Source organism: Serratia sp. Sp408 (assembly GCF_057180665.1).
Genome location: NZ_JBXUFT010000008.1, coordinates 102,915 through 125,693, shown reverse-complemented (window position 1 = coordinate 125,693; position 22,779 = coordinate 102,915). Strand labels below are relative to the sequence as shown.

The window sequence follows — 22,779 nt, the reverse complement described above, 5'->3', positions numbered from 1 at the left end:
CGCAGTATTTTGAGCGCAAAAAGCCAATAATGCGTCGGCGTCAGCACGGCGACATTGACAGGAAAGTAAAATAATTAAGGAGAACGCGTGCCACGATATCGTGCCCTTTGCGTTTTATGCGCGCTGTTTGTCGCACCAGCGGCGTTGTCGGCCAATATCCGGTTGCAGGTGGAAGGCCTTAGTGGGGAGCTGGAAAAAAACGTTCGCGTTCGTTTGTCATCGATCACCCCGGAAGAGGTGAGCGACGGCGGGCGTTTCCGCGCTCGCGTGGCGGATGCCATCAAGCAGGGGCTGCGTGCGCTCGGCTATTATGAACCGACCATTGATTTTACCCTCGACAACAACCCCAAACTTTCGCGCCCGGTGCTGCACGCCAAGGTAAGCCCGGGCGAACCGGTGCGCATCGCCGGTGCCGACATCACGTTGCAAGGCGGCGCCAGGGAAGACGAAGACTATCTGGCGTTGGTCAAAAAAGGCCGGCCGACCATCGGTGAAATTCTTAACCACGGCAAGTATGACGGCTTCAAAGGTTCGCTTACCGGCCTGGCCCTGCGCAAGGGCTACTTCGACGCGGAATTGACCAAAAGCCAGCTCGGCGTTTCTGAAGAGCTGCATAAAGCGTTTTGGGACATTGATTTTAACAGCGGCGAACGCTATCGCTTTGGCAAAGTGAGCTTTCAGGGCGCGCAAATCCGCGAAGACTATCTGCAAAATCTGGTGCCCTTTCATCAGGGAGACTATTACAGTTCGCAGGATCTGGCCGAGCTGAACCGCCGTTTGTCGGCGACCAACTGGTTTAATTCGGTGGTGGTTTCCCCAGATTTCGACAACGCCAAAGAGAACAAGATTTTGCCGCTAGATGCGCTGGTCACGCCGCGCAAACGCAATATCATCGAAGCCGGCGTCGGTTATTCCACCGACGTCGGGCCACGTATTAAAGGTACCTGGAAGAAGCCCTGGCTCAACGATCGCGGCCACAGCCTGGAAACCAGCCTGTATCTGTCCGGCCCGGAGCAGCAGCTGGATCTGTCGTACAAAATCCCGTTGCTGAAAAATCCGCTGGAACAGTATTACCTGTTACAGGGCGGTTATAAGCACGAAGACTGGAACGACACCAAATCCGACAGTACCAAGGTCGTGGTATCGCGCAACTGGGATCTGTCCAGCGGCTGGCAGCATGCCATTAACCTGACCGGGCGGCTCGACCACTTTACCCAGGGTAACGTCACCAACACCACTGCGCTGCTTTATCCGGGCGTCAGCGTCAGCCGCACCCGCTCGCGCGGCGGCCTGATGCCGACCTGGGGAGATTCACAGCGTTACTCGATCGACGTTTCCGACACCACCTGGGGATCGGGCGTCGATTTTGCGCTGATGCAGGCGCAAAACGTATGGATCCGCACGCTGGCTGACAAGCATCGCTTTGTACTGCGCGGCCAGGTCGGTTGGATCGAAACCAACGACTTTGACAAGGTCCCGCCCGATCTGCGTTTCTTCGCCGGTGGCGACCGCAGCATTCGCGGCTACAAATACAAGAACATCTCCCCGCGTGACGAGGACGGCAAACTCTCCGGCGCGTCAAAAATGCTGACCGGCTCGGTGGAATATCAATATAACGTTACCGGCAAGTGGTGGGGCGCGGTGTTCGTAGACTCCGGCGAAGCGGTGAACGACATCAAACAGAGCAACTTCAAAACCGGCGCTGGCGTCGGCGTACGTTGGCAATCGCCGGTTGGCCCGGTGAAACTGGATATTGCCGCCCCGGTCGGGGATAAGGAAACCCACGGGATGCAGTTTTATATCGGTTTGGGGCCTGAACTATGAGCCTGGTAAAAAAGATCTGTCTTGGATTTCTGATTGTGCTGCTGTTGCTGGTGGGTGGCGTGGCGTTCCTGTTGGGCACCACCAGCGGTTTGCATATGACCCTGAACGCGGCGGCGCGCTGGGTGCCGGGGCTGGACATTGCCAGCGTCACCGGCGGCTGGCGCGATCTGACGCTGAAGGGCGTCAAGTATCAGATGCCTGGGGTGACGGTCAACGTCGGTCAATTCCACCTTTCGCTCGATCTGTCCTGTTTCAAGCGTAGCTCGCTGTGCGTTAATGCGCTGACCGCCGACGACGTTGACGTGGTGGTGAAGACCAGCGAAATGACGCCATCGGAGCCGGTCGCCGACAGTGACGAGCCGGCCGCCAATCTCAGTACGCCGTACCCGATTACCCTGCGCAAACTGGCGCTGAACAATGTCAAGGTCAGCGTTGACGACACCGCCATTTCGCTGGGTGAATTCAGCACCGGTGCGCAATGGCAGGAGCGCGCATTGACCCTGATGCCGACCCGGATCGGTGCCTTGCTGATCGCGCTGCCAAAAACGCCGCAAAACCCGTTGCCGGAGGCGATGCAACCGGCGGTTGAGGTAGCCAGGCAGGTCGGCGATCGTGCGCTTGAGACAGAGAAACCGGCACCAAAGCCAGAGGAAACCCCGCTGGGGGAAACGCTGAAGGCGCTGTTTGCCAAGCCGCTGTTGCCGGATTTGCCGGAGGTTCGCCTGCCGCTGGATATCACGGTGAAGGAGATCCGCGGCGAGCAGCTGCGCCTGACCGGCGATACCGACGTGCTGATCACCAGCCTGCTGTTGCAGGCCAGCACGCTGGATCACCATTTGCAACTGGATAAGTTCGACGTCAAATCCCCGCAGGGCACGCTGTTCGCCCACGGGCAGGCGACGTTGAAAGACCAGTGGCCGGTGGAGATGGTCGCCAACGGCACGCTAAACGTGGAGCCGCTTAAGGGCGAAAAAGTGAAGCTGAACGTCAGTGGCGCGTTGCGTGAGGCGTTAAGCGTGGCGATGAATCTGTCCGGACCGGTGGGGGCGCAGCTGGATCTGCAAACGCAACTGGCGGAGGCCGGTTTACCGCTGGCGCTGACGCTGGAAGGCAAACGGCTGAGATGGCCGCTTAGCGGTGAAGCGCAGTACCAGGTTGATGGTTTACGCCTGCGTTTCAACGGCAAGGCCACCGATTATGCACTGTCGACGCGTGCCAATATCAAAGGCCAGGATCTGCCACCGGCAGTGCTGACACTGGACGGTAAAGGTAACGTCGAGCAGTTCAAACTACAACGTCTGCGACTGGCGGCGTTGCAGGGCCATGCCGATCTGACCGCGCTGGTGGACTGGAGCAAGGCCATCAGCTGGACGTCACAGTTGCAGTTGAGCGGCATCAATACCGCCAAGCAGTGGCCGGAGTGGCCGGCGAAGCTCGACGGCAAAATCACCACTCGCGGTAGCCTGTACGGCGGCAGTTGGCAACTGCAGGTGCCGACGTTGCAACTGGACGGCAACGTCAAGCAAAACAAGGTATCGGCACGCGGCTCACTCAGCGGCAACGCCGCCGGGCAATGGAAAATCCCCGCAGTCGATCTGGCGTTAGGGCGTAACAGACTGAATGTGAAAGGGCAACTGGATGAGAAAAGCTGGAATCTGGATGCCGATATTGACGCACCTCAGTTGGACGGCGCGCTGCCGGGGCTCGGTGGTACCGCAAAAGGCCAGCTGAAACTGCGTGGTAATCTGCAGGCGCCACAGCTATTGGCGGATTTGACCGCCTCCGGCCTGCAATGGCAGGCACTGCATATCCGGCGGGTGAAGGTGGACGGCGATGTGCGTTCCACCGATCAGATCCAGGGGCAGCTGGCGGTGCGGGTAGAGCAGCTCAAGCAGGACGCGCTGGAAGTAAACCTGCTGACGCTGGATGCCAAAGGCAGCGAAAAACAGCATGCGTTGCAGTTGAAGATCGACGGCAAACCGGTATCTGGCCAACTGGCACTTTCCGGCAGTTTTGATCGCCAGCAGCAACGCTGGCGTGGCACCATGAACAATACCCGCTTTGATACGCCGGTTGGTGAATGGCGTCTGACGCGGGCTATTGCGCTCGACTACCTCAATACGCAGCAAAAAATCAGCGTCGGGCCACACTGCTGGCAAAATCCGGATGCCGAGCTGTGCGTGCCGAAAACCATTGAGGCCGGCGCCAGTGGCCAGGCCAGCGTGGTGCTCAACCGGTTCGATCTGAAAATGATCAAACCGTTCCTCGGCCCGGACACCGCGCTGAGCGGCGTGTTTACCGGCCGCGCCGACGTTAGCTGGCAGCCGGGCGCTGCGCTGCCACAGGCCAAGGTGGCGCTGGTGGGCAACGGGGTGAAAGTGGTGCAGCAGGTGCAGGGTAACCCGCTGCCGATCGCCTTTGATACGCTCAATCTTAATGCTGGCATCACCAATGGCCGGGCGCAGGCCGACTGGCGCATCAAGTTGAACAATAACGGCCAGTTTGACGGCAATGTGCAGGTCACCGACCCGCAGACGCGACGCAATCTCAGTGGCAACGTCAATATCACCAATATCTCGTTGGCGCTGATTAACCCGGCGCTGATGCAGGGCGAGAAAGCCGCCGGTATGTTGAACGCCAATCTGCGGCTGGGTGGCAATGCGCAAAAACCGCTGGTGTTTGGCCGGTTGGCGCTGGACAAGGTGGATATTGACGGTAGCTGGATGCCGTTCGACATGACTGACGGCCGCCTGGCGATCAACTTTAACGGCATGAATTCGACGCTAGACGGCTTGATCACCACCACTCAGGGCCAGTTGAACATGACCGGCGATGCCGACTGGAGCGATATCAACGCCTGGCGCGCACGCATTGCCGCCAAGGGCAACAAGTTACGGGTGACGGTACCGCCGATGGTCCGTCTCGACGTGTCTCCCGATCTGGTGTTCGAAGCGACGCCGCAATTGTTCTCGCTCAACGGCAACGTCGATATTCCCTGGGCGCGCATTACGGTGCAGGAACTGCCGGAAAGCGCGGTGGGCGTTTCGTCTGACGAAGTGATGCTGGATCGGCAGCTGAAGCCGATTCAGCCGAAAACCGCGTCGATACCGATTAACAGCAACCTGATGATTCACGTCGGTGATGATGTTCGGTTGGACGCCTTTGGCCTGAAAGCGCGGCTGAAAGGCGATTTGAAAGTGGTGCAGGACAAGCGCGGGCTGGGGCTGAATGGCCAGATTGACATCCCGGCAGGCCGCTTCCATGCTTATGGTCAGGATCTGATCATCCGCAAAGGGCAACTGATGTTCTCCGGGCCCCCGGACCAGCCGCTGCTCAACATGGAAGCGATTCGTAACCCGGAAGCCACCGAAGACGGCGTTACCGCCGGCGTGCGCGTCACCGGGCTGGCGGATGCGCCCAAGCTGGAGGTATTCTCCGATCCGGCCAAATCGCAACAGGAAGCATTGTCTTATCTGCTGCGCGGCCAGGGTTTGAGCAGTTCCGGTGCCGACGGCAACGCCATGACGTCAATGTTAGTGGGTCTGGGGGTTGCACAAAGTGGTCAACTTGTGGGTAAAATCGGCGAGGCGTTTGGCGTAAGTAATTTGGCCCTTGATACTGCGGGAGTGGGTGATAGCTCCCAGGTTGTCGTGAGCGGCTATGTCCTCCCTGGCTTACAAGTAAAATATGGGGTGGGCATTTTCGATTCGCTGGCCACGCTGACGTTGCGTTACCGCCTGATGCCTAAGTTGTATCTGGAAGCGGTGTCCGGTCTCGACCAGGCACTAGATTTGCTCTATCAGTTTGAGTTTTAGCGATGCGAATAATTGTCTACGGCAGTTTACGACGCAAACAGGGAAACAGCCATTGGATGACTAACGCCCAATGGTTAGGCGAGCATGAGCTCGACGGTTATCAGATTTATAATCTGGGCCATTACCCGGCGGCGATCCCTGGAGAGGGCACGATACATTGTGAGGTGTATCGTATCAACTCATCGATTCTGGCAGAGCTTGACGAACTGAAAAGCAACACCAAGGACTATAAGCGCGAGCTGATTCAGACGCCTTATGGCACTGCGTGGATCTACCTGTATCGACACAGCGTAGAGGGATATCCGCTGATTGAAAGCGGTGACTGGCTGAAGCGTCACGACGAAGCGTAATAAAAAAACACCGCTCATTGAGCGGTGTTTTTTCATCTATCGGCAGGGCGAAGAATTACTTCTTGGCACGCTCGAAGGAGGCAACGATCTCGGCTTTGGCGGCGGCGGCATCGGCCCAGCCTTCCACTTTCACCCATTTGCCTTTTTCCAGATCCTTGTAGTGCTCGAAGAAGTGAGCGATCTGGGCTTTCAGCAGTTCTGGCAGGTCGTTCACGTCTTTTACGTGATCGTATTCCTTGGTCAACTTGCTGTGCGGTACCGCAACCAGTTTGGCATCTTCACCGGCTTCGTCGGTCATCTTCAGCACGCCAACCGGACGGCAGCGGATCACGGAACCAGGCTGCAGCGGGTACGGGGTTGGCACCAGGACGTCAACCGGATCGCCGTCCAGTGACAGAGTGTGGTTGATGTAACCGTAGTTGCACGGATAGAACATCGCGGTAGACATGAAACGGTCAACGAACAGTGCGCCGGTTTCCTTGTCGATTTCATATTTGATCGGATCGGCGTTGGCCGGGATTTCGATAACAACGTAGATGTCTTCCGGCAGGTCTTTGCCAGCAGGGACCAGATTCAAGCTCATGTCGGTTTCCTTTAATCAAACCAGAAATGGAGTGCCGGGTATTATAGCGGACTCTTTTGCGATTTCCTGCCCTTTTCATCAGCGTAACCGCGCGCGCCTCCTCTAGCATGAATTTCCAGAATAATCCGCCGTTGCCGTCAAGTTTTTCCCTTTGGCGCCGATAAAACCAATAAATAATAACGGTGCGTGCGCCGTGTCTTGCCTCTGCCTCTACCACACCTATTGTCTAAAGCCGGGAAGAACACATGTTAAACAAGATTACGGTCAAGGCCGGGCTGATTGCCTTGCTGGGACTGATGACGGTATTGCTGATTATGGTCAGCGTGATCGGCGTAAACGCCATTAATCAGGGCTCGCGTTCATTGCATACGCTGAACCAGATCCTGGGGGAAGAGCTGGGGTCGCTGGCCAACAGTTCCAACCTGACGCTGCGTGCACGTACCGCAGCATCGTTGGCGGTGCGCCAGCGCGAAACCGGCCAGATTGAGGTGTCTGACGCTACGGTAGGCCGTATCTACGGTTATCTGAACCAGTCGCAGCAGGAGATGGCGCGCTTTATCCGCGTTGGTACGGTGACCGAACGGGGTAAAGCGTTATCCAAACGCCTGCAGGCCAGCTATCAGGCCTATCAGGAACAGGGCGTGAGGCCAATGGCAGACGCCATCAAGGCCGGTGATATCGCCGGTTATTATGCCATTCAGGAAACGCGCATCTCAACGTTGAGCATTGCGTTTGAAAACGATCTTGGCGAGTTTCGCAGCTTTGCCATGCAGGTCGGCCAGCAGCGGGTGGACGAGGCAGAAGGCAATGCCAGTACGCAAATTGTGTTGATCGTGGCGGCCGGCGTACTCAGCGTACTGCTGGCAATAGTGGCCTGGTTCGCCCTGCGGGTGATCATTCTGCGGCCGCTGGATGTGTCGATCGCCGAGCTGGAACAGATTGCCAATGGCGATCTGACTCGCAACATTCACGGCGGCGGCACCACTGAAATGGGGCGCCTGGCGCATGCCATGCAGCGCATGCAGCAATCGCTGGCGCTGTCGGTGAGCAAAGTGCGTGACGCCAGTAGTCAGATTGATATTGGATCGCGTGAATTGGCTGCCGGTAACGTGCATTTGGCGCAACGTACCGAAGAGTCTGCCGCGTCGCTGGAGGAAACCGCCGCCAGTATGGAACAGCTGACCTCGACGGTCAGAATGAACGCTGAAAATGCCCAGCAGGCTAACCAGTTGGCGCTGAGCGTGTCTGACATTGCCGATCGCGGCAGCCAGGTGGTCGGTCAGGTCAAAGATAAAATGCAGGCGATTACCGACAGTTCGCGCCGCATTGCCGATATCATCAGTGTGATGGACGGTATCGCGTTTCAGACCAATATCCTGGCGCTGAATGCGGCGGTGGAAGCCGCGCGTGCCGGCGAGCAGGGCCGTGGTTTTGCCGTGGTGGCCGGCGAAGTGCGCAGCCTGGCGCAGCGCAGCGCGCAGTCGGCCAAAGAGATCAAGGGGCTGATTGAAGCATCGCAAAATCGGGTGCAGGAAGGCGAGCAAATGGCCGAGTCTGCCGCAAAAACCATGAACGGCATTGCCGATGAGGTCGGACGGGTTACGGCCTTGATGCGCGAGATTTCAGCGGCGACCCGCGAGCAGAGCAGCGGTATCGAGCAGGTCAACGTCGCGGTGGCGCAGATGGATCAGGTGGCGCAACAGAATGCTGCACTGGTGGAGGAATCCGCCGCGGCAACGCGTTCACTGGAAGAACAGGCGCAGGCGCTGGCGCAGAGCATGTCGGTGTTCAAGGTGTAATTGGGCATTCGCGCAGGGCCGTTCGGCGTTGACGGCGGCGTGCGGTAGCGCGGCTTGACATGATCGTCAGGGAGAATATCGGGCCGGACGAGCCGGCCCTGAATGGGGCTTTATTCGTCCGGGTATTCGGCGATAAAGCGTTCCGCGTCTTCCACCATGGATTTGGTGCCGACGAAGAATGGTGCGCGCTGGTGCAGTTTCTGCGGGGTAATATCCAGAATACGGTTTTTACCGTCGCTGGCTTTACCGCCGGCCTGCTCGGCCAGGAACGCCATCGGGTTGCATTCATACAGCAGGCGCAGTTTGCCTTGCGGGTGACTGGCGGTGCTTGGGTAGATATAAATGCCGCCTTTCAGCAGGTTGCGGTGGAAGTCGGCAACCAGTGAACCGATATAGCGTGAGGTATACGGGCGCTGAGTGGCTTCATCCTGCTCCTGGCAGTATTTGATGTACTTCTTCACTCCGAGCGGGAACTTGATGTAGTTACCTTCGTTGATCGAATACATATTGCCGGATTCCGGGAAGCACACTTTCTCGTGAGAAAGGCAGAATACGCCGAGAGACGGATCGTAGGTAAAGGCGTGTACGCCATAACCGGTGGTGTACACCAGCATGGTGGAGGAGCCATAAACCACATAACCGGCTGCGACCTGGGCGCTGCCCGGTTGCAGGAAATCTTCTTCGGTAACAGGCGTACCGACGGGGGTGATGCGACGATAGATAGAGAAAATAGTACCGACAGAGACGTTGACATCAATGTTGGACGAACCGTCCAACGGATCCATCAGCACCACATATTTGGCATTTTCAGCACGCTCGCCGTCGAAAATCACGATTTCGTCTTCTTCTTCGGACGCAATCCCGGCAACTTCACCGCGCGCTTTCAATGCGGCTTTCAGTTTTTCGTTCGCGTACAGGTCCAGTTTCATCTGAACTTCGCCCTGTACGTTGGAAACGCCGCTGGTGCCTAGAATATCCACCAGACCCGCTTTATTGATGTCGCGGTGGATGATTTTAGCGCCCAGCTTGATTGCGGAAAGCAATGCAGTCAGTTCGCCGGTGGCGTGAGAGAAGTCGTGCTGTTTCTCGACGATAAATTCGCCTAACGTTTTCATGACACAATCCCTGAATCTACGGATGGATAGCGGTTTGTTAACAAACCGCCAACGTTTTCGCTCAGCAGTGTAGCCCAAAGCATTGCGCCATTCATAGGCAAATCCATTTCTTCTGGACGATTCTGAGCGTTAGAATAAGCGCACATTCGACGTACTCAAATGAGAAACCTATGCGCATTCACATTCTTGGCATCTGCGGCACCTTTATGGGTGGGCTGGCCATGTTGGCTCGGTCGCTTGGACACGAGGTTACCGGTTCCGATGCTAATGTCTATCCTCCGATGAGCACGCTGTTGGAAAACCAGGGGATCGATTTGATCCAGGGGTACGATCCGGCACAGTTGGATCCGGCGCCGGACATGGTGATCATCGGCAATGCCATGACGCGCGGCAACCCGTGCGTGGAAGCGGTGCTGGAACAGGGGATCCCCTATGTATCCGGCCCGCAGTGGCTGCACGATCATGTGCTGCGCGATCGCTGGGTACTGGCCGTCGCTGGCACCCATGGCAAGACCACCACCGCCGGTATGGCCACCTGGATCCTTGAAGCCTGTGGTTATCAACCGGGCTTCGTCATCGGCGGCGTACCGGGCAACTTTGAGGTGTCTGCTCGCCTGGGCGGCAGCCCGTTCTTCGTGATTGAAGCGGATGAATACGACTGCGCCTTCTTTGACAAGCGCTCGAAGTTCGTGCACTACAGTCCGCGAACGCTGATCATGAACAATCTGGAGTTCGATCACGCCGATATCTTTGACGATCTGAAGGCGATTCAGAAGCAGTTCCACCATCTGGTACGCCTGGTACCGGGCAAAGGCAAGATCATTCTGCCGGACAACGATCCGCACCTCAAACAGGTGATGGCGATGGGATGCTGGAGCGAACAGGAGCTGGTAGGCGAAGAAGGCGTCTGGCGCGCCAATAAACTGACCGCCGATGCCAGCCGTTATGAGGTGCAGCTCAACGGCGAAACGGTGGGCGAGGTCAACTGGACGCTGGTGGGTGAACACAATATGCATAATGGCCTGATGGCCATCGCTGCGGCGCGTCACGTTGGTGTGCTGCCGGCAGACGCCTGCCGCGCGTTGAATGATTTTATCAACGCGCGTCGCCGTCTGGAACTGCGCGGCGAAGCCAATGGCGTCACGGTGTATGACGATTTCGCCCATCACCCGACGGCGATCCTGGCAACGCTGGCGGCGTTGCGCGGCAAGGTCGGCGGTACCGCACGCATCCTGGCGGTGCTGGAACCGCGCTCCAACACCATGAAAATGGGTATCAACAAGAACGAACTGGCGCCGTCGCTGGGGCGGGCCGACGAAGTGTTCCTGTTCCAGCCACACCATATTCCCTGGCAGGTGGCGGAAGTGGCCGAAGCCTGTGTACAGCCGGCCCATTGGAGCGCCGATGTGGATACGCTGGTAGAGATGGTGGTGAAAACGGCACAGCCGGGCGACCATATTCTGGTGATGAGCAACGGCGGTTTCGGCGGTATTCACGACAAGCTGTTGACGGCACTGGCCAACAAGCCGGCCGCACCGCAAGGTTACTGACAGACAATCGGGGGGCGCCGTCACCCCGACGATCGTAATGACAGGGCCGCTTGCGGCCCTTTTTTACACCCATAAAAAAGCCCCCGCGAGCGGGGGCAATGGGGTTCGTCGGATAGGACGACGAGGGGTTTCTTCAAAGAATTCGCGTTGACGTCAAACTCGGCAGTGGCAGTGACGAGGGTAATCAGTTCGGTAACGCGTTCTCTGAATTGTTATTTGTAAATTTCGGCCGTCGCGTGCCAGTTGCCATTTTCGTAGGCTTCGATAACGCGATAGGCTTTGGCGCCTTGCTTGTCGGCTTTGTCAGACAGCGCCTGACGAATGTCGGAAGGGGAGCCGGTCACACCGCTGGCAGTAATGGTACCGATGGTCTGCATGTTGCTGGCTTGTGCATTGTCCACCAGCGTAGCGGCGCTGGCACCGAAACTGACGGCTGAGAGCAGGCTGACCGCAGCGAGAGTGATTTTCATGTTCATGTTGGTGGTCCTTGAGGTATCCATCCCGGCCAGGAAGGGCTTGCTAGCGTTTTTTATTCTTGAAGGCCGTGACAGGTACTGCTGTTTTCCAGAGATTTATTGCCCGTTGTCGGGTAATGCCGGTACTGCTGACTTACTTATAGATTTCTGCGGTGGCGTGGTAGTTGCCTTCGTTACGCGCTTCAATCACACGGTAAGCGGTCGCGCCTTGGGCATCCGCTTTGGCAGACAGCGCTGCGCGAATATCAGACGGTGCGCCGGCAACGCCGCTAACGGTAATGGTGCCTGCGGATTGCAGTTTGGTTGCCTGATCTGCGCTAACGGATTGTGCTGCAAATGCACCGAAAGAAAGCATGGATAGAACGCCTAACGTCATTACTGTAGTTTTAACTTTCATGATTTTGCCTCTTCGAATTCTTTTGTCAGTTCGCATGAACTGTGATTTACGTCACGGAAATGAGTATACATCTAGTAACGCGAAAAATTAATAGTTAGCTAACAGTTTCTTGTGAAACTTACGCATAATATTGATTATTTTTTATATCCAAATGGAATAAAAAGCGCTCATAAAACACACTTTTATTGTTAATTAGATGTAATTTCAACAAGCTAAGTGCTTTTGACCAAAAGTGCGGAAATTAATAGCAGGTATCACTAGTTACGGATAAATGTCATGGAAATGTGTCGCAGGTGGGGTGTTGTGCGGCGTTATACGTGGTAGTCGAGAGGGGGAATGTGCCGGCAACGTAAAGCGGTGGTTAAGCAAAAGCTAACAAAACGCGGCGGAGAGCCGCATTTTATTAGCCATGGCGATCACAGTTCCTGCTCGAACAGCGTCAGGATAGCTTCATACAGTTGACGCGCGCTGAAGGTGTTGGCCGGGGTAACAAAAATGGTGTCATCACCAGCAATGGTGCCCAGTATGCCTTCGGATTTGCCCAACGAGTCGAGTAAACGGGCAATTAACTGTGCTGCACCCGGGCTGGTATGGATAACGACCACCGCATCATTGTGGTCGACGTCCAGTACCAGATTCTTCAGCGGACTGGAGGTGGTCGGCACGCCCAGTTCGGCTGGCAGGCAGTAAACCATTTCCATTTTGGCATTGCGTGTACGCACCGCGCCGAACTTGGTCAGCATGCGCGACACTTTGGATTGGTTAATGTTTTCGAAGCCTTCTTCCTGCAGCGCCAAAACGATCTCGCCTTGCGAGCTGAATTTTTCTTCTTTCAATAACGCTTTAAACGCCTTGATCAGATCTTCCTGCTTTGCGGGATTACGCATTTTGCACCGGTGAATGTTAACAATAGAGTTCATTATTATGCATATAAATGAATTTTTATGCAATAAGGCAGTGTCCGGAAAAATCAAAATAGCCCGGACAATAAGGAAAGGGCGGCATTTTAACAAAATCCGTATCTCATGAATATGCCCATTTCACCCAGGGGGGAAAGCTGCCTCCCCGGTAAAGAAAATGTTATTAAAATGATGTTGTTCTGATGTTGTGTAAGGGTGTAATGTAACGGCCGGTTAACTTGCTCGTGAATAACCTCGCACTATTTTCGATTAGTGTGCGCTATGCCCTTAATGCGTAAGCTATTTAATCTAAAATGTCCGCGATCGAGGCCATTTTGTTGCGCCAGCTCTCAATCCAACTGTTAAGAGATTGTTTTAAAAGGTGTAATAATCTAAGGTCCGTACCCAGAAATTCACGGCGCTTTTATATTTAAGATAATAAAGGAGTATAGGATGAAAGTTGCAGTTCTCGGTGCTGCTGGCGGTATCGGCCAGGCCCTCGCCCTTCTACTCAAAACCCAGCTTCCTTCAGGTTCTGAACTCTCCCTCTACGACATTGCCCCAGTAACCCCAGGCGTTGCCGTCGATTTAAGCCACATCCCAACCGCAGTGAACATCAAAGGCTTTGCCGGCGAAGACGCAAAACCTGCCTTGCAGGGTGCGGATGTAGTACTGATTTCCGCTGGTGTGGCGCGTAAACCAGGGATGGATCGCTCCGATCTGTTCAACGTCAACGCCGGCATCGTGCGTAACCTGATCCAGCAAGTAGCGGAAACCTGCCCGAAAGCCTGCATCGGCATCATCACCAACCCGGTGAACACCACGGTTGCCATCGCGGCCGAAGTGCTGAAAAAAGCCGGTGTGTATGACAAGAACAAACTGTTTGGCGTCACCTCGCTGGATATCATTCGTTCCAATACCTTCGTGGCCGAGCTGAAAGGCAAAAAGCCGGAAGAACTGAACGTGCCGGTAATCGGTGGCCACTCGGGCGTGACCATCCTGCCATTGCTGTCCCAGATCCCTGGCGTTACCTTCAGCGAGCAGGAAGTTGCGGACTTGACCAAGCGTATCCAGAACGCAGGTACCGAAGTGGTTGAAGCAAAAGCCGGCGGCGGGTCTGCTACGTTGTCCATGGGCCAGGCTGCGGCACGTTTCGGTCTGTCGCTGGTACGCGCGCTGCAGGGCGAGCAAGGGGTGGTGGAATGCGCCTATGTAGAAGGTGACGGCAAATATGCCCGTTTCTTTGCACAACCGCTGCTGCTGGGTAAAAACGGCGTGGAAGAACGCAAAGACATCGGCACCCTGAGTGCGTTCGAGCAAAAAGCGCTGGAAGAGATGTTAGACACGCTGCGCAAAGATATCGAGCTGGGCGAGACTTTCGTCAACAAGTGATCGCTTGCTCTGAGTAAACTCTTGTTAGGCCGCCGGACAGCGTTCCGGCGGTTTTTTTTGCCCGCAATTACGATTTCATCCGCGATTTGCGATCCAGCAGCTGATGAGTATCGGGATCAAAATAGCGGCTCGGCCAGATTTCCGCCGGATGGATGCTCAGCGCATCGGCAATCAGCCATTCTCCCTTCGGCCATGGGCGCGACAGGGCATTTGCCAAGGTGGACGAGCTTAAACCGGCGCGTCGCGAGACCGCTGCCAGCGTAGTGCCTCTCTTGCGTAATGCGGCAATAACGTCTGCCGGATGCCAATCCTGACTCCTTGAATTCATGTTTTCATTCCTTTTTTTGATTAGTCAAAGTTCCGTTAGTGGTATAACTAACAGGCATGTATTAATCGTTCGCACAACATGAAACGCTTAGACGGAAACCAGAATACCATTGTTTTCTGAAAATGGCGGAATGGTTTCCTAAAAATGCGTTGACCACATAATTTCCCAGAGAAAAAGGTTATGAAAAACGAGTGGTTTGCCGCCAAGGAGCTGATAGGCATCGCAGGGTTACCGTCCTCACCACAGGGAATCAATCAAATGGCTCGCCGTGAGGGATGGGTTAGCCGTCGTCGCAAGGGTGTCCAGGGTAAGGCGGTGGAGTATCACATCGACAGCCTGCCATTGTCGGCGCGTAATTTACTGATATTGCAAGAAGAGCCAGCCGGTTATCAGGTTGAACGCAACGATTCGTTGGTGGTGTTGATCGAATGTTTCCGCCGCATGACGGAAAGCGAGCGCGAACGGTTATTGACGTTTTTGATGCGGGAAGGCATTGGCAGCCTGTTGGCGCGCATCAGCGATGAGGCTACCGCTGATGCGATGACAGGCCCGGATAGCGAGCCTGAGAAACGATAGGGAAACCCCGTTGCTAGAAATCCCGTTGCACCGCCAGATGCGCCAGGCCTTCCAGCGCATCACGGAACGGTGATTGCGGCAGGACATGCAGCGCAGCGATAGCCTTGTCTGCTTCTTCTTCCGCCCGCTGGCGGGTATAGCTCAGCGAACCGCACTGTTCCATGGCTGTCAGCACCGGTTCCAGCAAATGCCGGCCGTTGCCCTGCTCGATGGCGCCGCGAATCATCGCCGTCTGCTGCGCATTACCGTGGTGCATGGCGTGCAGCAGCGGCAGCGTCGGTTTGCCTTCATTCAGATCGTCGCCGGTGTTCTTGCCCAGCGTGACGCCGTCAGCGCTGTAATCAAGCAAGTCGTCAATCAATTGGAAAGCGGTGCCGAGATAGCGGCCATAATCCTGCAGCCCCTGTTCCTGTGCCTCTGTGGCGCCGGACAAAATGGCGGAAGACTGTGCGGCAGCTTCAAACAGGCGCGCGGTCTTGCTGTAGATCACCCGCATGTAGCTTTCTTCGGTAATGTCCGGATCGTGCACGTTCATTAATTGCAGTACTTCGCCTTCGGCAATCACATTGACCGCCTCCGACATCAGCGCCAGCACCCGCAGCGATTCCAGACTGGTCATCATCTGAAATGCGCGCGTATAAATGAAGTCGCCCACCAGCACGCTGGCGGCGTTGCCGAACGCCGCGTTGGCGGTTGCCTTGCCGCGGCGCATATCGGACTCATCGACCACATCGTCATGCAGTAAAGTAGCGGTGTGGATGAACTCGATCAGCGCAGCAACGGTAATGTGCTTATCACCCTGATACTGCAACGCCCGAGCTGCCAGTACGGCGATCATCGGGCGAATGCGTTTACCGCCACCGCTGATAATGTAATAGCCAAGCTGATTGATGAGCGTGACTTCGGAATTCAACTGTTCAAGAATTGTTGCGTTCACGGCCGCCATATCCTGCGCGGTTAACTCGGTAATTTGTTCTAGATTCATTGTATTGTTTTCAGCTGTGTTTCTCTTCACCGCGTTGAGATCGCTGCTCACATCGGTACATGGCGGTAACTGTTCCTTGATTGTACTTGAAAAACGCCTCAGATAAACGCCAGGAAAGAAACTGTGCTTTTTTTCTTCTTTTTTCTGCTTCAGGCCGGATTCTGCTCTTGTCATGTGCTGTATTTTTGCGTAGAATTCGCGCCCTATTGTGAATATTTATAGCGCGCTCTGTACTACACGGTTGAGCACGCGGAAAGCGGAGTTTTATATGTACGCGGTTTTCCAAAGTGGTGGTAAACAACACCGAGTAAGCGAAGGTCAGACCGTTCGCTTGGAAAAGCTGGACATCGCAACTGGTGAAGCGGTTGAGTTTGACCAGATTCTGATGATCGCTAATGGCGAAGATATCAAAATCGGCGTTCCTTTCGTCGATGGCGGCAAGATCAAAGCTGAAGTCGTTGCTCACGGTCGTGGCGAGAAAATTAAGATTGTTAAGTTTCGTCGTCGTAAGCACTACCGTAAGCAGCAAGGCCACCGTCAGTGGTTCACTGACGTCAAAATCACCGGCATCAGCGCTTAAGTTAGGAGAGCGGATTAATGGCACACAAAAAGGCTGGCGGCTCGACTCGTAACGGTCGCGATTCTGAAAGCAAACGTCTGGGCGTTAAGCGCTTCGGCGGCGAAGCAGTACTGGCAGGCAGCATCATCGTTCGTCAGCGCGGCACCAAATTCCACGCTGGTACCAACGTGGGTTGCGGCAAAGACCACACTCTGTTTGCTTTGAAAGACGGTAAAGTCAAATTCGAAGTTAAAGGCCCGAGCAATCGTAAATTCATCAGCATCGACGCTGAATAATTTTCCGAGCCTTACTAAATAGATGTAAGCCCCGCAATTCGTTGCGGGGCTTTTTACATTTATACCCGGCATATTCAGGTTGCAGGCGCGCCAACAGCGCCCGAAACTCGCTTTAGGCGATTGCGGGCCACGGGTTGGTACGCCGTATCAATCGGTCTACGACCGAATTGACGCTTCTTGCGATGAGGGTATAGGGCTGTGCAGCGGCCCGACAGCGCGCAGGCAAAAATCACGAATGGAAACAAAACAGCAGGTCGGTATTGGCATTTTTCTGGCGGTGACCACGGCGGTTTGCTGGGGGGCATTGCCGATCGCCATGAAGGAAGTGTTGCAGGTGATGGAGCCGTTTACCGTCGTCTGGTATCGCTTTACCATGGCGGCCATCGGGTTGGGTCTGATTCTGGCGGTGCGCGGCAGGTTGCCGCCGCTCAAGATGTTCCGCCAACCGCGCTGGCTGCTGTTACTGGTGATTGCCACCGCCGGGTTGCTGGGGAACTTTGTGTTCTTCAGCTCTTCGCTGCAATACCTCAGCCCGACGGCTTCGCAGGTTATCGGCCAGCTGTCGCCGGTCGGCATGATGTTTGCCAGCGTGTTGATTTTAAAAGAGCGGATGCGTATTACCCAGGTGATTGGCGCCTTGATGCTGATTTGCGGGTTGATGCTGTTCTTTAACGTCAGCCTGATCGAAATCTTCACCCGCCTGACGGATTACACGCTTGGCGTGCTGTTGGGGGTGTGTGCGGCAATGGTCTGGGTCACCTATGGCGTTGCGCAGAAAGTCTTGCTGCGTCGATTGGCCTCGCCGCAGATCCTGGTAATGTTGTACACTTTATGTGCAATCGCGTTGTTCCCATTGGCGAAGCCGGCAGTTATTTTCCAGCTCAGCAGTTGGCAATTGGCCTGTCTGCTGTTTTGCGGTGCCAACACGCTGATTGGCTATGGTGCGCTGGCGGAAGCCATGGCGCGCTGGCAGGCTGCGCAGGTGAGTGCGTTAGTAACGCTTACTCCGCTGTTTACCCTGCTGTTTTCAGATTTATTGGCGTTGGCCTGGCCACAGGTATTCACCGCACCGACGCTCAATGTCGTCGGTTATGTCGGTGCTTTCGTGGTGGTCGCCGGCGCCATGTTTTCCGCAATTGGTCACCGGTGGTGGCCGCGACGGGCAGAACCCCGCCTGGTTGCTCCTCTAAAGCAACCCGGTGAATGATTTACGGAGACGGTAAATGAAGTTTGTAGATGAAGCAGCGATTTTGGTCGTTGCAGGTGATGGTGGTAATGGTTGCGTCAGCTTCCGCCGCGAAAAATATATTCCGAACGGCGGCCCAGATGGCGGTGACGGCGGCGATGGCGGCGACGTTTATCTGCTGGCGGACGAAAACCTGAACACGCTGATCGATTACCGCTTTGAAAAATCTTTCCGCGCGGAGCGTGGCCAGAACGGTCAGAGCCGTGACTGTACCGGGAAGCGCGGTAAAGACGTTATCATCAAGGTTCCGGTGGGCACCCGGGTGAAAGATCAGGGCACCGGCGAGATCCTCGGCGATATGACGCGCCACGAGCAGCGTCTGATGGTCGCCAAGGGCGGTTGGCATGGCCTGGGCAACACCCGTTTCAAATCCTCGGTAAACCGTGCACCGCGCCAGAAAACCAACGGTACGCCGGGCGAAGAGCGCGATCTGCTGCTGGAGCTGTTACTGTTGGCTGACGTCGGTATGCTGGGGCTGCCGAATGCCGGTAAATCCACCTTTATTCGCGCGGTTTCCGCCGCCAAGCCGAAGGTCGCGGACTATCCGTTTACTACGCTGGTGCCAAGCCTGGGCGTGGTGCGTATGGACAACGAACAAAGCTTCGTCGTGGCCGATATTCCGGGGCTGATCGAAGGCGCTTCCGACGGTGCCGGTTTGGGTATTCGCTTCCTGAAGCACCTGGAGCGTTGCCGCGTATTGCTGCACCTGGTGGATATTGCGCCGATCGATGAATCCGATCCGGTTGAAAACGCCCGCGTGATCGTTAACGAACTGAACCAGTACAGCGAAAATCTGGCGCAAAAGCCGCGCTGGCTGGTGTTCAACAAAGTCGACCTGCTGGATGAGGAAGAGGCCGCCGAGCGTGCCAAGGCCATCGTTGAAGGCATGGGCTGGGAAGGCAAGTACTACATGATCTCCGCCGCCAACCGCGCCGGCGTCAACGCACTGTGCTGGGATGTGATGAACTTTATCAACACCCAGCCTAAAGCGATGGCGATCGAAGAAAGCGCGCCGGAAAAAGTGGAGTTCATGTGGGATGACTACCACCGTGAACAGATCGCTGAAGTGGAAGCCGAAGCGGACGATGACTGGGATGATGATTGGGATGAAGAAGACGACGAAGGCGTCGAGTTCATCTACAAGAAGTAATTACCGGTTGTCATGATTAAAGGGCCCTGCGTGATGCAGGGCCTTTTCTTTTGCGCGTCGGCGGGGTTATCAAGGCTTCAGCGCGTCGTTCGGCAGCCAGCACTGGGCATTTAGCCCGTGGCTGTCGCTACGGTTTTCCAGCGTCAAACGTCCCTGGTGCAGTTGTACTATGCGGATGACGATGTTCAAGCCCAGGCCGCTGCCGCCGTAGCGCTGATCCATACGGCGAAACGCCTGGGTGATTTCCCCGATCATGGTTTCCTTGATCCCCGGCCCTGCGTCGATCACCTGCAACAGATGCCCCTCAGCCTGCGGCGTCAGCCGTACCTGAATGCTACTGTTCTGCGGGCTGTAGCGGTGGGCGTTTTCCACCAGGTTACGCAACAGCAGCCGTAACAGCACCGGATCGCCACGGGTCGGCGCAACGGGCGGCAATTGCCACTCCAGGCGCTGCTGGCGCTGCGCCGCCAACTCGGTCAATTCTTCCTGCAATGGCTGGATAACGTTATCCACCCAGTCGAACCGCTGATAGTGGCCGCCGGCGAAGTTCTGCCCGGCACGTGACAGCATCAGCAACTGTTCGACCGTGTGCATCAGTTGATCGATACGGGCAATCAGCAAGGTGCTTTCCTTGACGCCCTGCTGTTCCATCAGCTCCAGATGCAGGCGGATACCGGCCAGCGGCGTGCGTAGCTCATGTGCGGCATCGGCAGTAAACAGCCGTTCTTGTTGGATGGTATTGTCCAGCCGAGAAAAGAGCTGATTGAGCGCGGTAGTGACCGCGACCATTTCGCGACTGTCGCTGTTGACGGGCAGCGGCGACAGGTTATCGGCGGAACGCTGCTCCAGACGCGTTTGCAACTGGTTGAGCGGCCGGATAATCCAGCTGATGGCCCAGAACGACGCCAACAGCGTCACCATCATCATGATCAGCGACGGTGCCAGTAGCGAAGCGATGGCTTCGGCGATTTCGTTGTCGACCCGCTCGGTGCGAACCTTGGCGGTCAGCGTTTCATCGACCAGAAAACCGATTTGCTCACGGCTTTCATGCCATAGCCATAAAGCGCTGATCAACTGGGTGACCAACAGGATCAACGCCAGCATCAGCAGCAGACGACGGCGCATGCTGATCATGGTAGGGATTCCAGACGGTAGCCAATGCCGCGCACGGTGCGGATACGATCCTTACCCAGCTTGCGGCGAAGATTGTGGACGTGTACTTCGAGGGTGTTGGAGCCGAGGTCGTCGTTCCAGGTGTACAAATCCTGCTGCAACAGCTCGCGATTGACCGTTTGCCCGGCGCGCATCATCAGGCGCGACAGAATGGCAAATTCCTTGGGAGTGACGTCCACCGGCTGTTGCTGTACATACACCTGCTGGCTGGACAGGTTTAGCGTCAGGTCATCGAGTTGCAACAGGTTGTCGCTGTGGCCCTGATAGCGGCGAATCAAGGCGCGTACCCGCGCCTTCAGTTCGACCAATGCGAACGGTTTGACCAGATAGTCGTCGGCGCCGGCGTCCAGGCCGTCGACGCGGTCTTCCAGCGCGTCGCGGGCGGTGAGGATCAGCACCGGCAGATCGATATGCTGACGGCGCCACTGGCGCAGCAGACTGGCGCCGTCCAAATCCGGCAGACCCAAATCGAGGATCACCATGCTGTACTGACTGCTGACGATCAACGCATTGGCCTCGGCGGCGTTCAGGGCGCTGTCGCAGGCATAGCCTTCGCTGGCCAACGCCATGGCCAGACCCTGTAGCAGCAGTTCATCATCCTCAACGATCAGTAACTTCACCCTGGGCCTCGGTTATTGTGCTACTCAGTTATTTTGGTAAATATCCTTGTACAGCCGGCTTTCAAAACGCACCAGCGGGATACGACGTTGTCGCTGGTCTTCTGGTGGCACCGCATAGCCCGACAGATACTGTACGAAGGCCAGACGCTGACCGCTGGCGGTGGTGATAAAACCGGCCAGGTTGTACACGCCTTGCAGCGCCCCGGTTTTCGCTGATACCTTGCCGTCGACGCCGGCTTCGTGCAGACCGCCGCGATAACGCAAGGTGCCATCGTAACCGGACAGCGGTAACATCGAAATAAAGTTCAGCTCGCTGTCGTGCTGCGCGATGTATTGCAATGCCTGCATCATGGTGGCCGGCGCCAGCAGGTTGTGGCGCGACAGGCCAGAGCCGTCCACTACGATGCTGTTGCCAAGATCTACTCCCGCTTTCTGGCGCAGAACCTGACGCACGGCGTCGGCGCCTGCCCGCCAGGTACCCGGTACGCCGAAGCGTTCATGGCCGATGGTACGAAATACGGTGTCGGCAATCATGTTGTCGGACTTTTTCAGCATAATCTTCAGCAGATCGTGCAACGGCGCTGACTGGGTCTGCGCGATCACCGTTCCACTGATGCCTGGCTGTGTCTGGCGCTTCAGATGACCGTCAATCTGGATACCGGCCTGCGTCAGTTCGTCTTTTAAAATCGCGCCGGCATAGCTGGCGCCGTCCTGAATGGCGAAGGCCAGCGGCAAAGGGTCGCTGCGCTGCGTCAGACAGCCGGTCAGGGTAAAGCGGTTCAGCTCGCCCGGCACCACGTCCAGCTCGCAGTATTGCGCGTCTGACGAGCCTTTGGCCAGGGTACGCACCTGGCTGAACATGTTCACCGGATAATAGGATGCAACGCGGATAAACGCCATGTCGCCGGGTTTCGGTGCGCTGTACAATGATACCGAGAAGCAGTTGCGATCAACGATGGCCGCCGACGGCGGGGCGCTGAAACACTGCGTCAAATCGTTCCACGGCCAGCCCGGAGCCTTGTCATGGCTGGCGAACACCGAGGTATCAACCAGTACGTCGCCGGTGATTTGCCGCACGCCCTGTTTTTTCAGCACCGCGACCATGTTGCGCAGGCTTTGGCGTTTAAAGGTCGGATCGCCGCCGAAGCGCGCAATCAGGTTGCCCTGTAACACGCCGTCGTTGATGTTGCCCTGGCTTTCCAGCGTGGTGCTGAAGCGATAGTCCGGGCCGAGCTGCAACAGGGCTGCCAGCGCGGTCAGCACCTTCTGGGTACTGGCGGGCAGGGCCATTTGCTGAGAGTGATAATCGATGATCGGCGCCGGTGCGCCGATCTTCTGAACTACCAGGGCAAGGTTGGCCCCATCAGGCAAATATTGTGTGTAATCTTCAACCGGGGCCGCATTTACATTTAGAACAAATGCGCAAGCCAATGCACTGACAATTCGTGAAAAACGCATAATCTCGGAATAGCTGCTGGGTAACGTGCCGCCATACTACGGCGCATTCAGGGAAAAAGTAAACGATGACCCTCAAGGAACTCTACGCTAAAATGCGTATCAAAATGCAAAATCGATCCTGACTTGGGCAACAGTTCCGAGTCAGGCTTCTTTTGTTTATCGCCTGGAGGCGGCTGGCGGTAGCCATC

21 protein-coding genes are annotated in these 22,779 nt (G+C 56.1%); 11 read left to right on the top strand and 10 right to left on the bottom strand.

Translation table 11 applies throughout. The annotated features are described in order from the left end of the window. Nucleotides 1-87: 87 nt before the first annotated feature. Genes tamA through AC2AXP_RS19685 form a run of 3 tightly spaced genes read left to right on the top strand, consistent with a single transcriptional unit; the run spans nt 88 to nt 5,989 of the window. Nucleotides 88-1,824: an autotransporter assembly complex protein TamA gene (gene tamA, locus AC2AXP_RS19695; RefSeq protein ID WP_039991275.1), complete on the top strand. Its 1,737-nt coding sequence runs from the start codon at nt 88-90 to the stop codon at nt 1,822-1,824. After that, nucleotides 1,821-5,639 carry an autotransporter assembly complex protein TamB gene (tamB, locus tag AC2AXP_RS19690; RefSeq protein WP_430299325.1) on the top strand — a complete coding sequence of 1,273 codons (3,819 nt, stop codon included), beginning with the start codon at nt 1,821-1,823 and terminating at the stop codon, nt 5,637-5,639. The genes tamA and tamB overlap by 4 nt, the downstream gene beginning before the upstream one ends. 2 nt (nt 5,640-5,641) lie before the next feature. Then, nucleotides 5,642-5,989 (top strand): gamma-glutamylcyclotransferase family protein, encoded by a 348-nt coding sequence (locus tag AC2AXP_RS19685; protein WP_050763093.1) that lies wholly within the window; start codon nt 5,642-5,644, stop codon nt 5,987-5,989. 55 nt (nt 5,990-6,044) lie between these two features. Here AC2AXP_RS19685 and ppa read toward each other — a convergent pair whose 3' ends face one another. Continuing rightward, nucleotides 6,045-6,572 carry an inorganic diphosphatase gene (gene ppa, locus AC2AXP_RS19680; RefSeq protein WP_004955942.1) on the bottom strand — a complete coding sequence of 176 codons (528 nt, stop codon included), beginning with the start codon at nt 6,570-6,572 and terminating at the stop codon, nt 6,045-6,047. A gap of 245 nt (nt 6,573-6,817) precedes the next feature. On the opposite strand from ppa, the gene AC2AXP_RS19675 reads away from it, so the two are divergent. Further along, nucleotides 6,818-8,371 carry a methyl-accepting chemotaxis protein gene (locus AC2AXP_RS19675; protein ID WP_004955941.1) on the top strand — a complete coding sequence of 518 codons (1,554 nt, stop codon included), beginning with the start codon at nt 6,818-6,820 and terminating at the stop codon, nt 8,369-8,371. Between the two features lie 110 nt (nt 8,372-8,481). Here AC2AXP_RS19675 and fbp read toward each other — a convergent pair whose 3' ends face one another. Further along, entirely contained in the window at nt 8,482-9,486 is a 1,005-nt protein-coding gene (fbp, locus tag AC2AXP_RS19670) for a class 1 fructose-bisphosphatase (protein ID WP_004955940.1), read from the bottom strand. A 170-nt stretch (nt 9,487-9,656) separates the two neighbouring features. Between fbp and mpl the strand changes: the two genes are divergently transcribed. Then, the gene (gene mpl / locus AC2AXP_RS19665) at nt 9,657-11,036 is read left to right on the top strand and encodes a UDP-N-acetylmuramate:L-alanyl-gamma-D-glutamyl-meso-diaminopimelate ligase (protein WP_004955939.1); all 1,380 of its coding nucleotides are present in this window, start codon (nt 9,657-9,659) and stop codon (nt 11,034-11,036) included. Nucleotides 11,037-11,248: 212 nt separating this feature from the next. Here mpl and yhcN (AC2AXP_RS19660) read toward each other — a convergent pair whose 3' ends face one another. From yhcN (AC2AXP_RS19660) to argR, 3 genes are all read right to left on the bottom strand, one after another. Further along, a complete protein-coding gene (yhcN, locus tag AC2AXP_RS19660) occupies nt 11,249-11,512 on the bottom strand; it encodes a peroxide/acid stress response protein YhcN (protein ID WP_039991274.1) in 264 nt (87 codons plus the stop codon). Nucleotides 11,513-11,645: 133 nt separating this feature from the next. Further along, the gene (gene yhcN / locus AC2AXP_RS19655; protein WP_039991273.1) at nt 11,646-11,909 is read right to left on the bottom strand and encodes a peroxide/acid stress response protein YhcN; all 264 of its coding nucleotides are present in this window, start codon (nt 11,907-11,909) and stop codon (nt 11,646-11,648) included. 416 nt (nt 11,910-12,325) lie between these two features. Continuing rightward, on the bottom strand, nt 12,326-12,796 hold the full coding sequence (gene argR / locus AC2AXP_RS19650; protein WP_039991272.1) for a transcriptional regulator ArgR: 471 nt from the start codon (nt 12,794-12,796) through the stop codon (nt 12,326-12,328). 465 nt (nt 12,797-13,261) lie between these two features. Between argR and mdh the strand changes: the two genes are divergently transcribed. Beyond that, nucleotides 13,262-14,200 carry a malate dehydrogenase gene (gene mdh, locus AC2AXP_RS19645; RefSeq protein WP_004955932.1) on the top strand — a complete coding sequence of 313 codons (939 nt, stop codon included), beginning with the start codon at nt 13,262-13,264 and terminating at the stop codon, nt 14,198-14,200. Between the two features lie 67 nt (nt 14,201-14,267). On the opposite strand, the gene AC2AXP_RS19640 is transcribed toward mdh, so the two are convergent. Then, nucleotides 14,268-14,528 carry a helix-turn-helix domain-containing protein gene (locus AC2AXP_RS19640; RefSeq protein WP_004955931.1) on the bottom strand — a complete coding sequence of 87 codons (261 nt, stop codon included), beginning with the start codon at nt 14,526-14,528 and terminating at the stop codon, nt 14,268-14,270. Nucleotides 14,529-14,708: 180 nt separating this feature from the next. On the opposite strand from AC2AXP_RS19640, the gene AC2AXP_RS19635 reads away from it, so the two are divergent. Next, complete coding sequence (locus AC2AXP_RS19635) at nt 14,709-15,104, top strand: DNA-binding protein (protein WP_004955930.1); 396 nt, start codon at nt 14,709-14,711, stop codon at nt 15,102-15,104. A 13-nt stretch (nt 15,105-15,117) separates the two neighbouring features. Here the strand turns inward: AC2AXP_RS19635 and ispB are convergent, their stop codons facing one another. Next, entirely contained in the window at nt 15,118-16,089 is a 972-nt protein-coding gene (gene ispB / locus AC2AXP_RS19630) for an octaprenyl diphosphate synthase (protein ID WP_039991271.1), read from the bottom strand. A gap of 268 nt (nt 16,090-16,357) precedes the next feature. On the opposite strand from ispB, the gene rplU reads away from it, so the two are divergent. From rplU to cgtA, 4 genes are all read left to right on the top strand, one after another. Next, nucleotides 16,358-16,669 (top strand): 50S ribosomal protein L21, encoded by a 312-nt coding sequence (gene rplU / locus AC2AXP_RS19625; protein WP_004955927.1) that lies wholly within the window; start codon nt 16,358-16,360, stop codon nt 16,667-16,669. Nucleotides 16,670-16,686: 17 nt separating this feature from the next. Beyond that, nucleotides 16,687-16,944 carry a 50S ribosomal protein L27 gene (gene rpmA, locus AC2AXP_RS19620; protein ID WP_004955926.1) on the top strand — a complete coding sequence of 86 codons (258 nt, stop codon included), beginning with the start codon at nt 16,687-16,689 and terminating at the stop codon, nt 16,942-16,944. A gap of 235 nt (nt 16,945-17,179) precedes the next feature. After that, nucleotides 17,180-18,151 (top strand): DMT family transporter, encoded by a 972-nt coding sequence (locus AC2AXP_RS19615; RefSeq protein ID WP_004955924.1) that lies wholly within the window; start codon nt 17,180-17,182, stop codon nt 18,149-18,151. 16 nt (nt 18,152-18,167) lie between these two features. Continuing rightward, nucleotides 18,168-19,340, top strand: a complete 1,173-nt coding sequence (gene cgtA, locus AC2AXP_RS19610; protein WP_004955923.1) for an Obg family GTPase CgtA — start codon at nt 18,168-18,170, stop codon at nt 19,338-19,340. A 69-nt stretch (nt 19,341-19,409) separates the two neighbouring features. Here cgtA and pmrB read toward each other — a convergent pair whose 3' ends face one another. The 3 genes from pmrB to dacB are packed head-to-tail and all read right to left on the bottom strand — an operon-like array spanning nt 19,410 to nt 22,591. Then, nucleotides 19,410-20,474, bottom strand: a complete 1,065-nt coding sequence (gene pmrB, locus AC2AXP_RS19605; RefSeq protein ID WP_004955921.1) for a two-component system sensor histidine kinase PmrB — start codon at nt 20,472-20,474, stop codon at nt 19,410-19,412. Beyond that, nucleotides 20,471-21,133 carry a two-component system response regulator PmrA gene (gene pmrA, locus AC2AXP_RS19600; protein WP_004955919.1) on the bottom strand — a complete coding sequence of 221 codons (663 nt, stop codon included), beginning with the start codon at nt 21,131-21,133 and terminating at the stop codon, nt 20,471-20,473. The genes pmrB and pmrA overlap by 4 nt, the downstream gene beginning before the upstream one ends. A 24-nt stretch (nt 21,134-21,157) precedes the next feature. Beyond that, a complete protein-coding gene (gene dacB, locus AC2AXP_RS19595) occupies nt 21,158-22,591 on the bottom strand; it encodes a serine-type D-Ala-D-Ala carboxypeptidase (RefSeq protein ID WP_273870636.1) in 1,434 nt (477 codons plus the stop codon). Between the last annotated feature and the right edge of the window lie 188 nt (nt 22,592-22,779).

What these genes read in the sequence shown, in the direction of transcription:
- tamB (WP_430299325.1), top strand. Translation starts at nt 1,821, where the DNA reads ATGAGCCTGGTAAAAAAGATCTGTCTTGGATTTCTGATTGTGCTGCTG.
- AC2AXP_RS19685 (WP_050763093.1), top strand. Translation starts at nt 5,642, where the DNA reads ATGCGAATAATTGTCTACGGCAGTTTACGACGCAAACAGGGAAACAGC.
- ppa (WP_004955942.1), bottom strand. Translation starts at nt 6,572, where the DNA reads ATGAGCTTGAATCTGGTCCCTGCTGGCAAAGACCTGCCGGAAGACATC.
- AC2AXP_RS19675 (WP_004955941.1), top strand. Translation starts at nt 6,818, where the DNA reads ATGTTAAACAAGATTACGGTCAAGGCCGGGCTGATTGCCTTGCTGGGA.
- fbp (WP_004955940.1), bottom strand. Translation starts at nt 9,486, where the DNA reads ATGAAAACGTTAGGCGAATTTATCGTCGAGAAACAGCACGACTTCTCT.
- mpl (WP_004955939.1), top strand. Translation starts at nt 9,657, where the DNA reads ATGCGCATTCACATTCTTGGCATCTGCGGCACCTTTATGGGTGGGCTG.
- yhcN (WP_039991274.1), bottom strand. Translation starts at nt 11,512, where the DNA reads ATGAACATGAAAATCACTCTCGCTGCGGTCAGCCTGCTCTCAGCCGTC.
- yhcN (WP_039991273.1), bottom strand. Translation starts at nt 11,909, where the DNA reads ATGAAAGTTAAAACTACAGTAATGACGTTAGGCGTTCTATCCATGCTT.
- argR (WP_039991272.1), bottom strand. Translation starts at nt 12,796, where the DNA reads ATGCGTAATCCCGCAAAGCAGGAAGATCTGATCAAGGCGTTTAAAGCG.
- mdh (WP_004955932.1), top strand. Translation starts at nt 13,262, where the DNA reads ATGAAAGTTGCAGTTCTCGGTGCTGCTGGCGGTATCGGCCAGGCCCTC.
- AC2AXP_RS19640 (WP_004955931.1), bottom strand. Translation starts at nt 14,528, where the DNA reads ATGAATTCAAGGAGTCAGGATTGGCATCCGGCAGACGTTATTGCCGCA.
- AC2AXP_RS19635 (WP_004955930.1), top strand. Translation starts at nt 14,709, where the DNA reads ATGAAAAACGAGTGGTTTGCCGCCAAGGAGCTGATAGGCATCGCAGGG.
- ispB (WP_039991271.1), bottom strand. Translation starts at nt 16,089, where the DNA reads ATGAATCTAGAACAAATTACCGAGTTAACCGCGCAGGATATGGCGGCC.
- rplU (WP_004955927.1), top strand. Translation starts at nt 16,358, where the DNA reads ATGTACGCGGTTTTCCAAAGTGGTGGTAAACAACACCGAGTAAGCGAA.
- rpmA (WP_004955926.1), top strand. Translation starts at nt 16,687, where the DNA reads ATGGCACACAAAAAGGCTGGCGGCTCGACTCGTAACGGTCGCGATTCT.
- AC2AXP_RS19615 (WP_004955924.1), top strand. Translation starts at nt 17,180, where the DNA reads ATGGAAACAAAACAGCAGGTCGGTATTGGCATTTTTCTGGCGGTGACC.
- cgtA (WP_004955923.1), top strand. Translation starts at nt 18,168, where the DNA reads ATGAAGTTTGTAGATGAAGCAGCGATTTTGGTCGTTGCAGGTGATGGT.
- pmrB (WP_004955921.1), bottom strand. Translation starts at nt 20,474, where the DNA reads ATGATCAGCATGCGCCGTCGTCTGCTGCTGATGCTGGCGTTGATCCTG.
- dacB (WP_273870636.1), bottom strand. Translation starts at nt 22,591, where the DNA reads ATGCGTTTTTCACGAATTGTCAGTGCATTGGCTTGCGCATTTGTTCTA.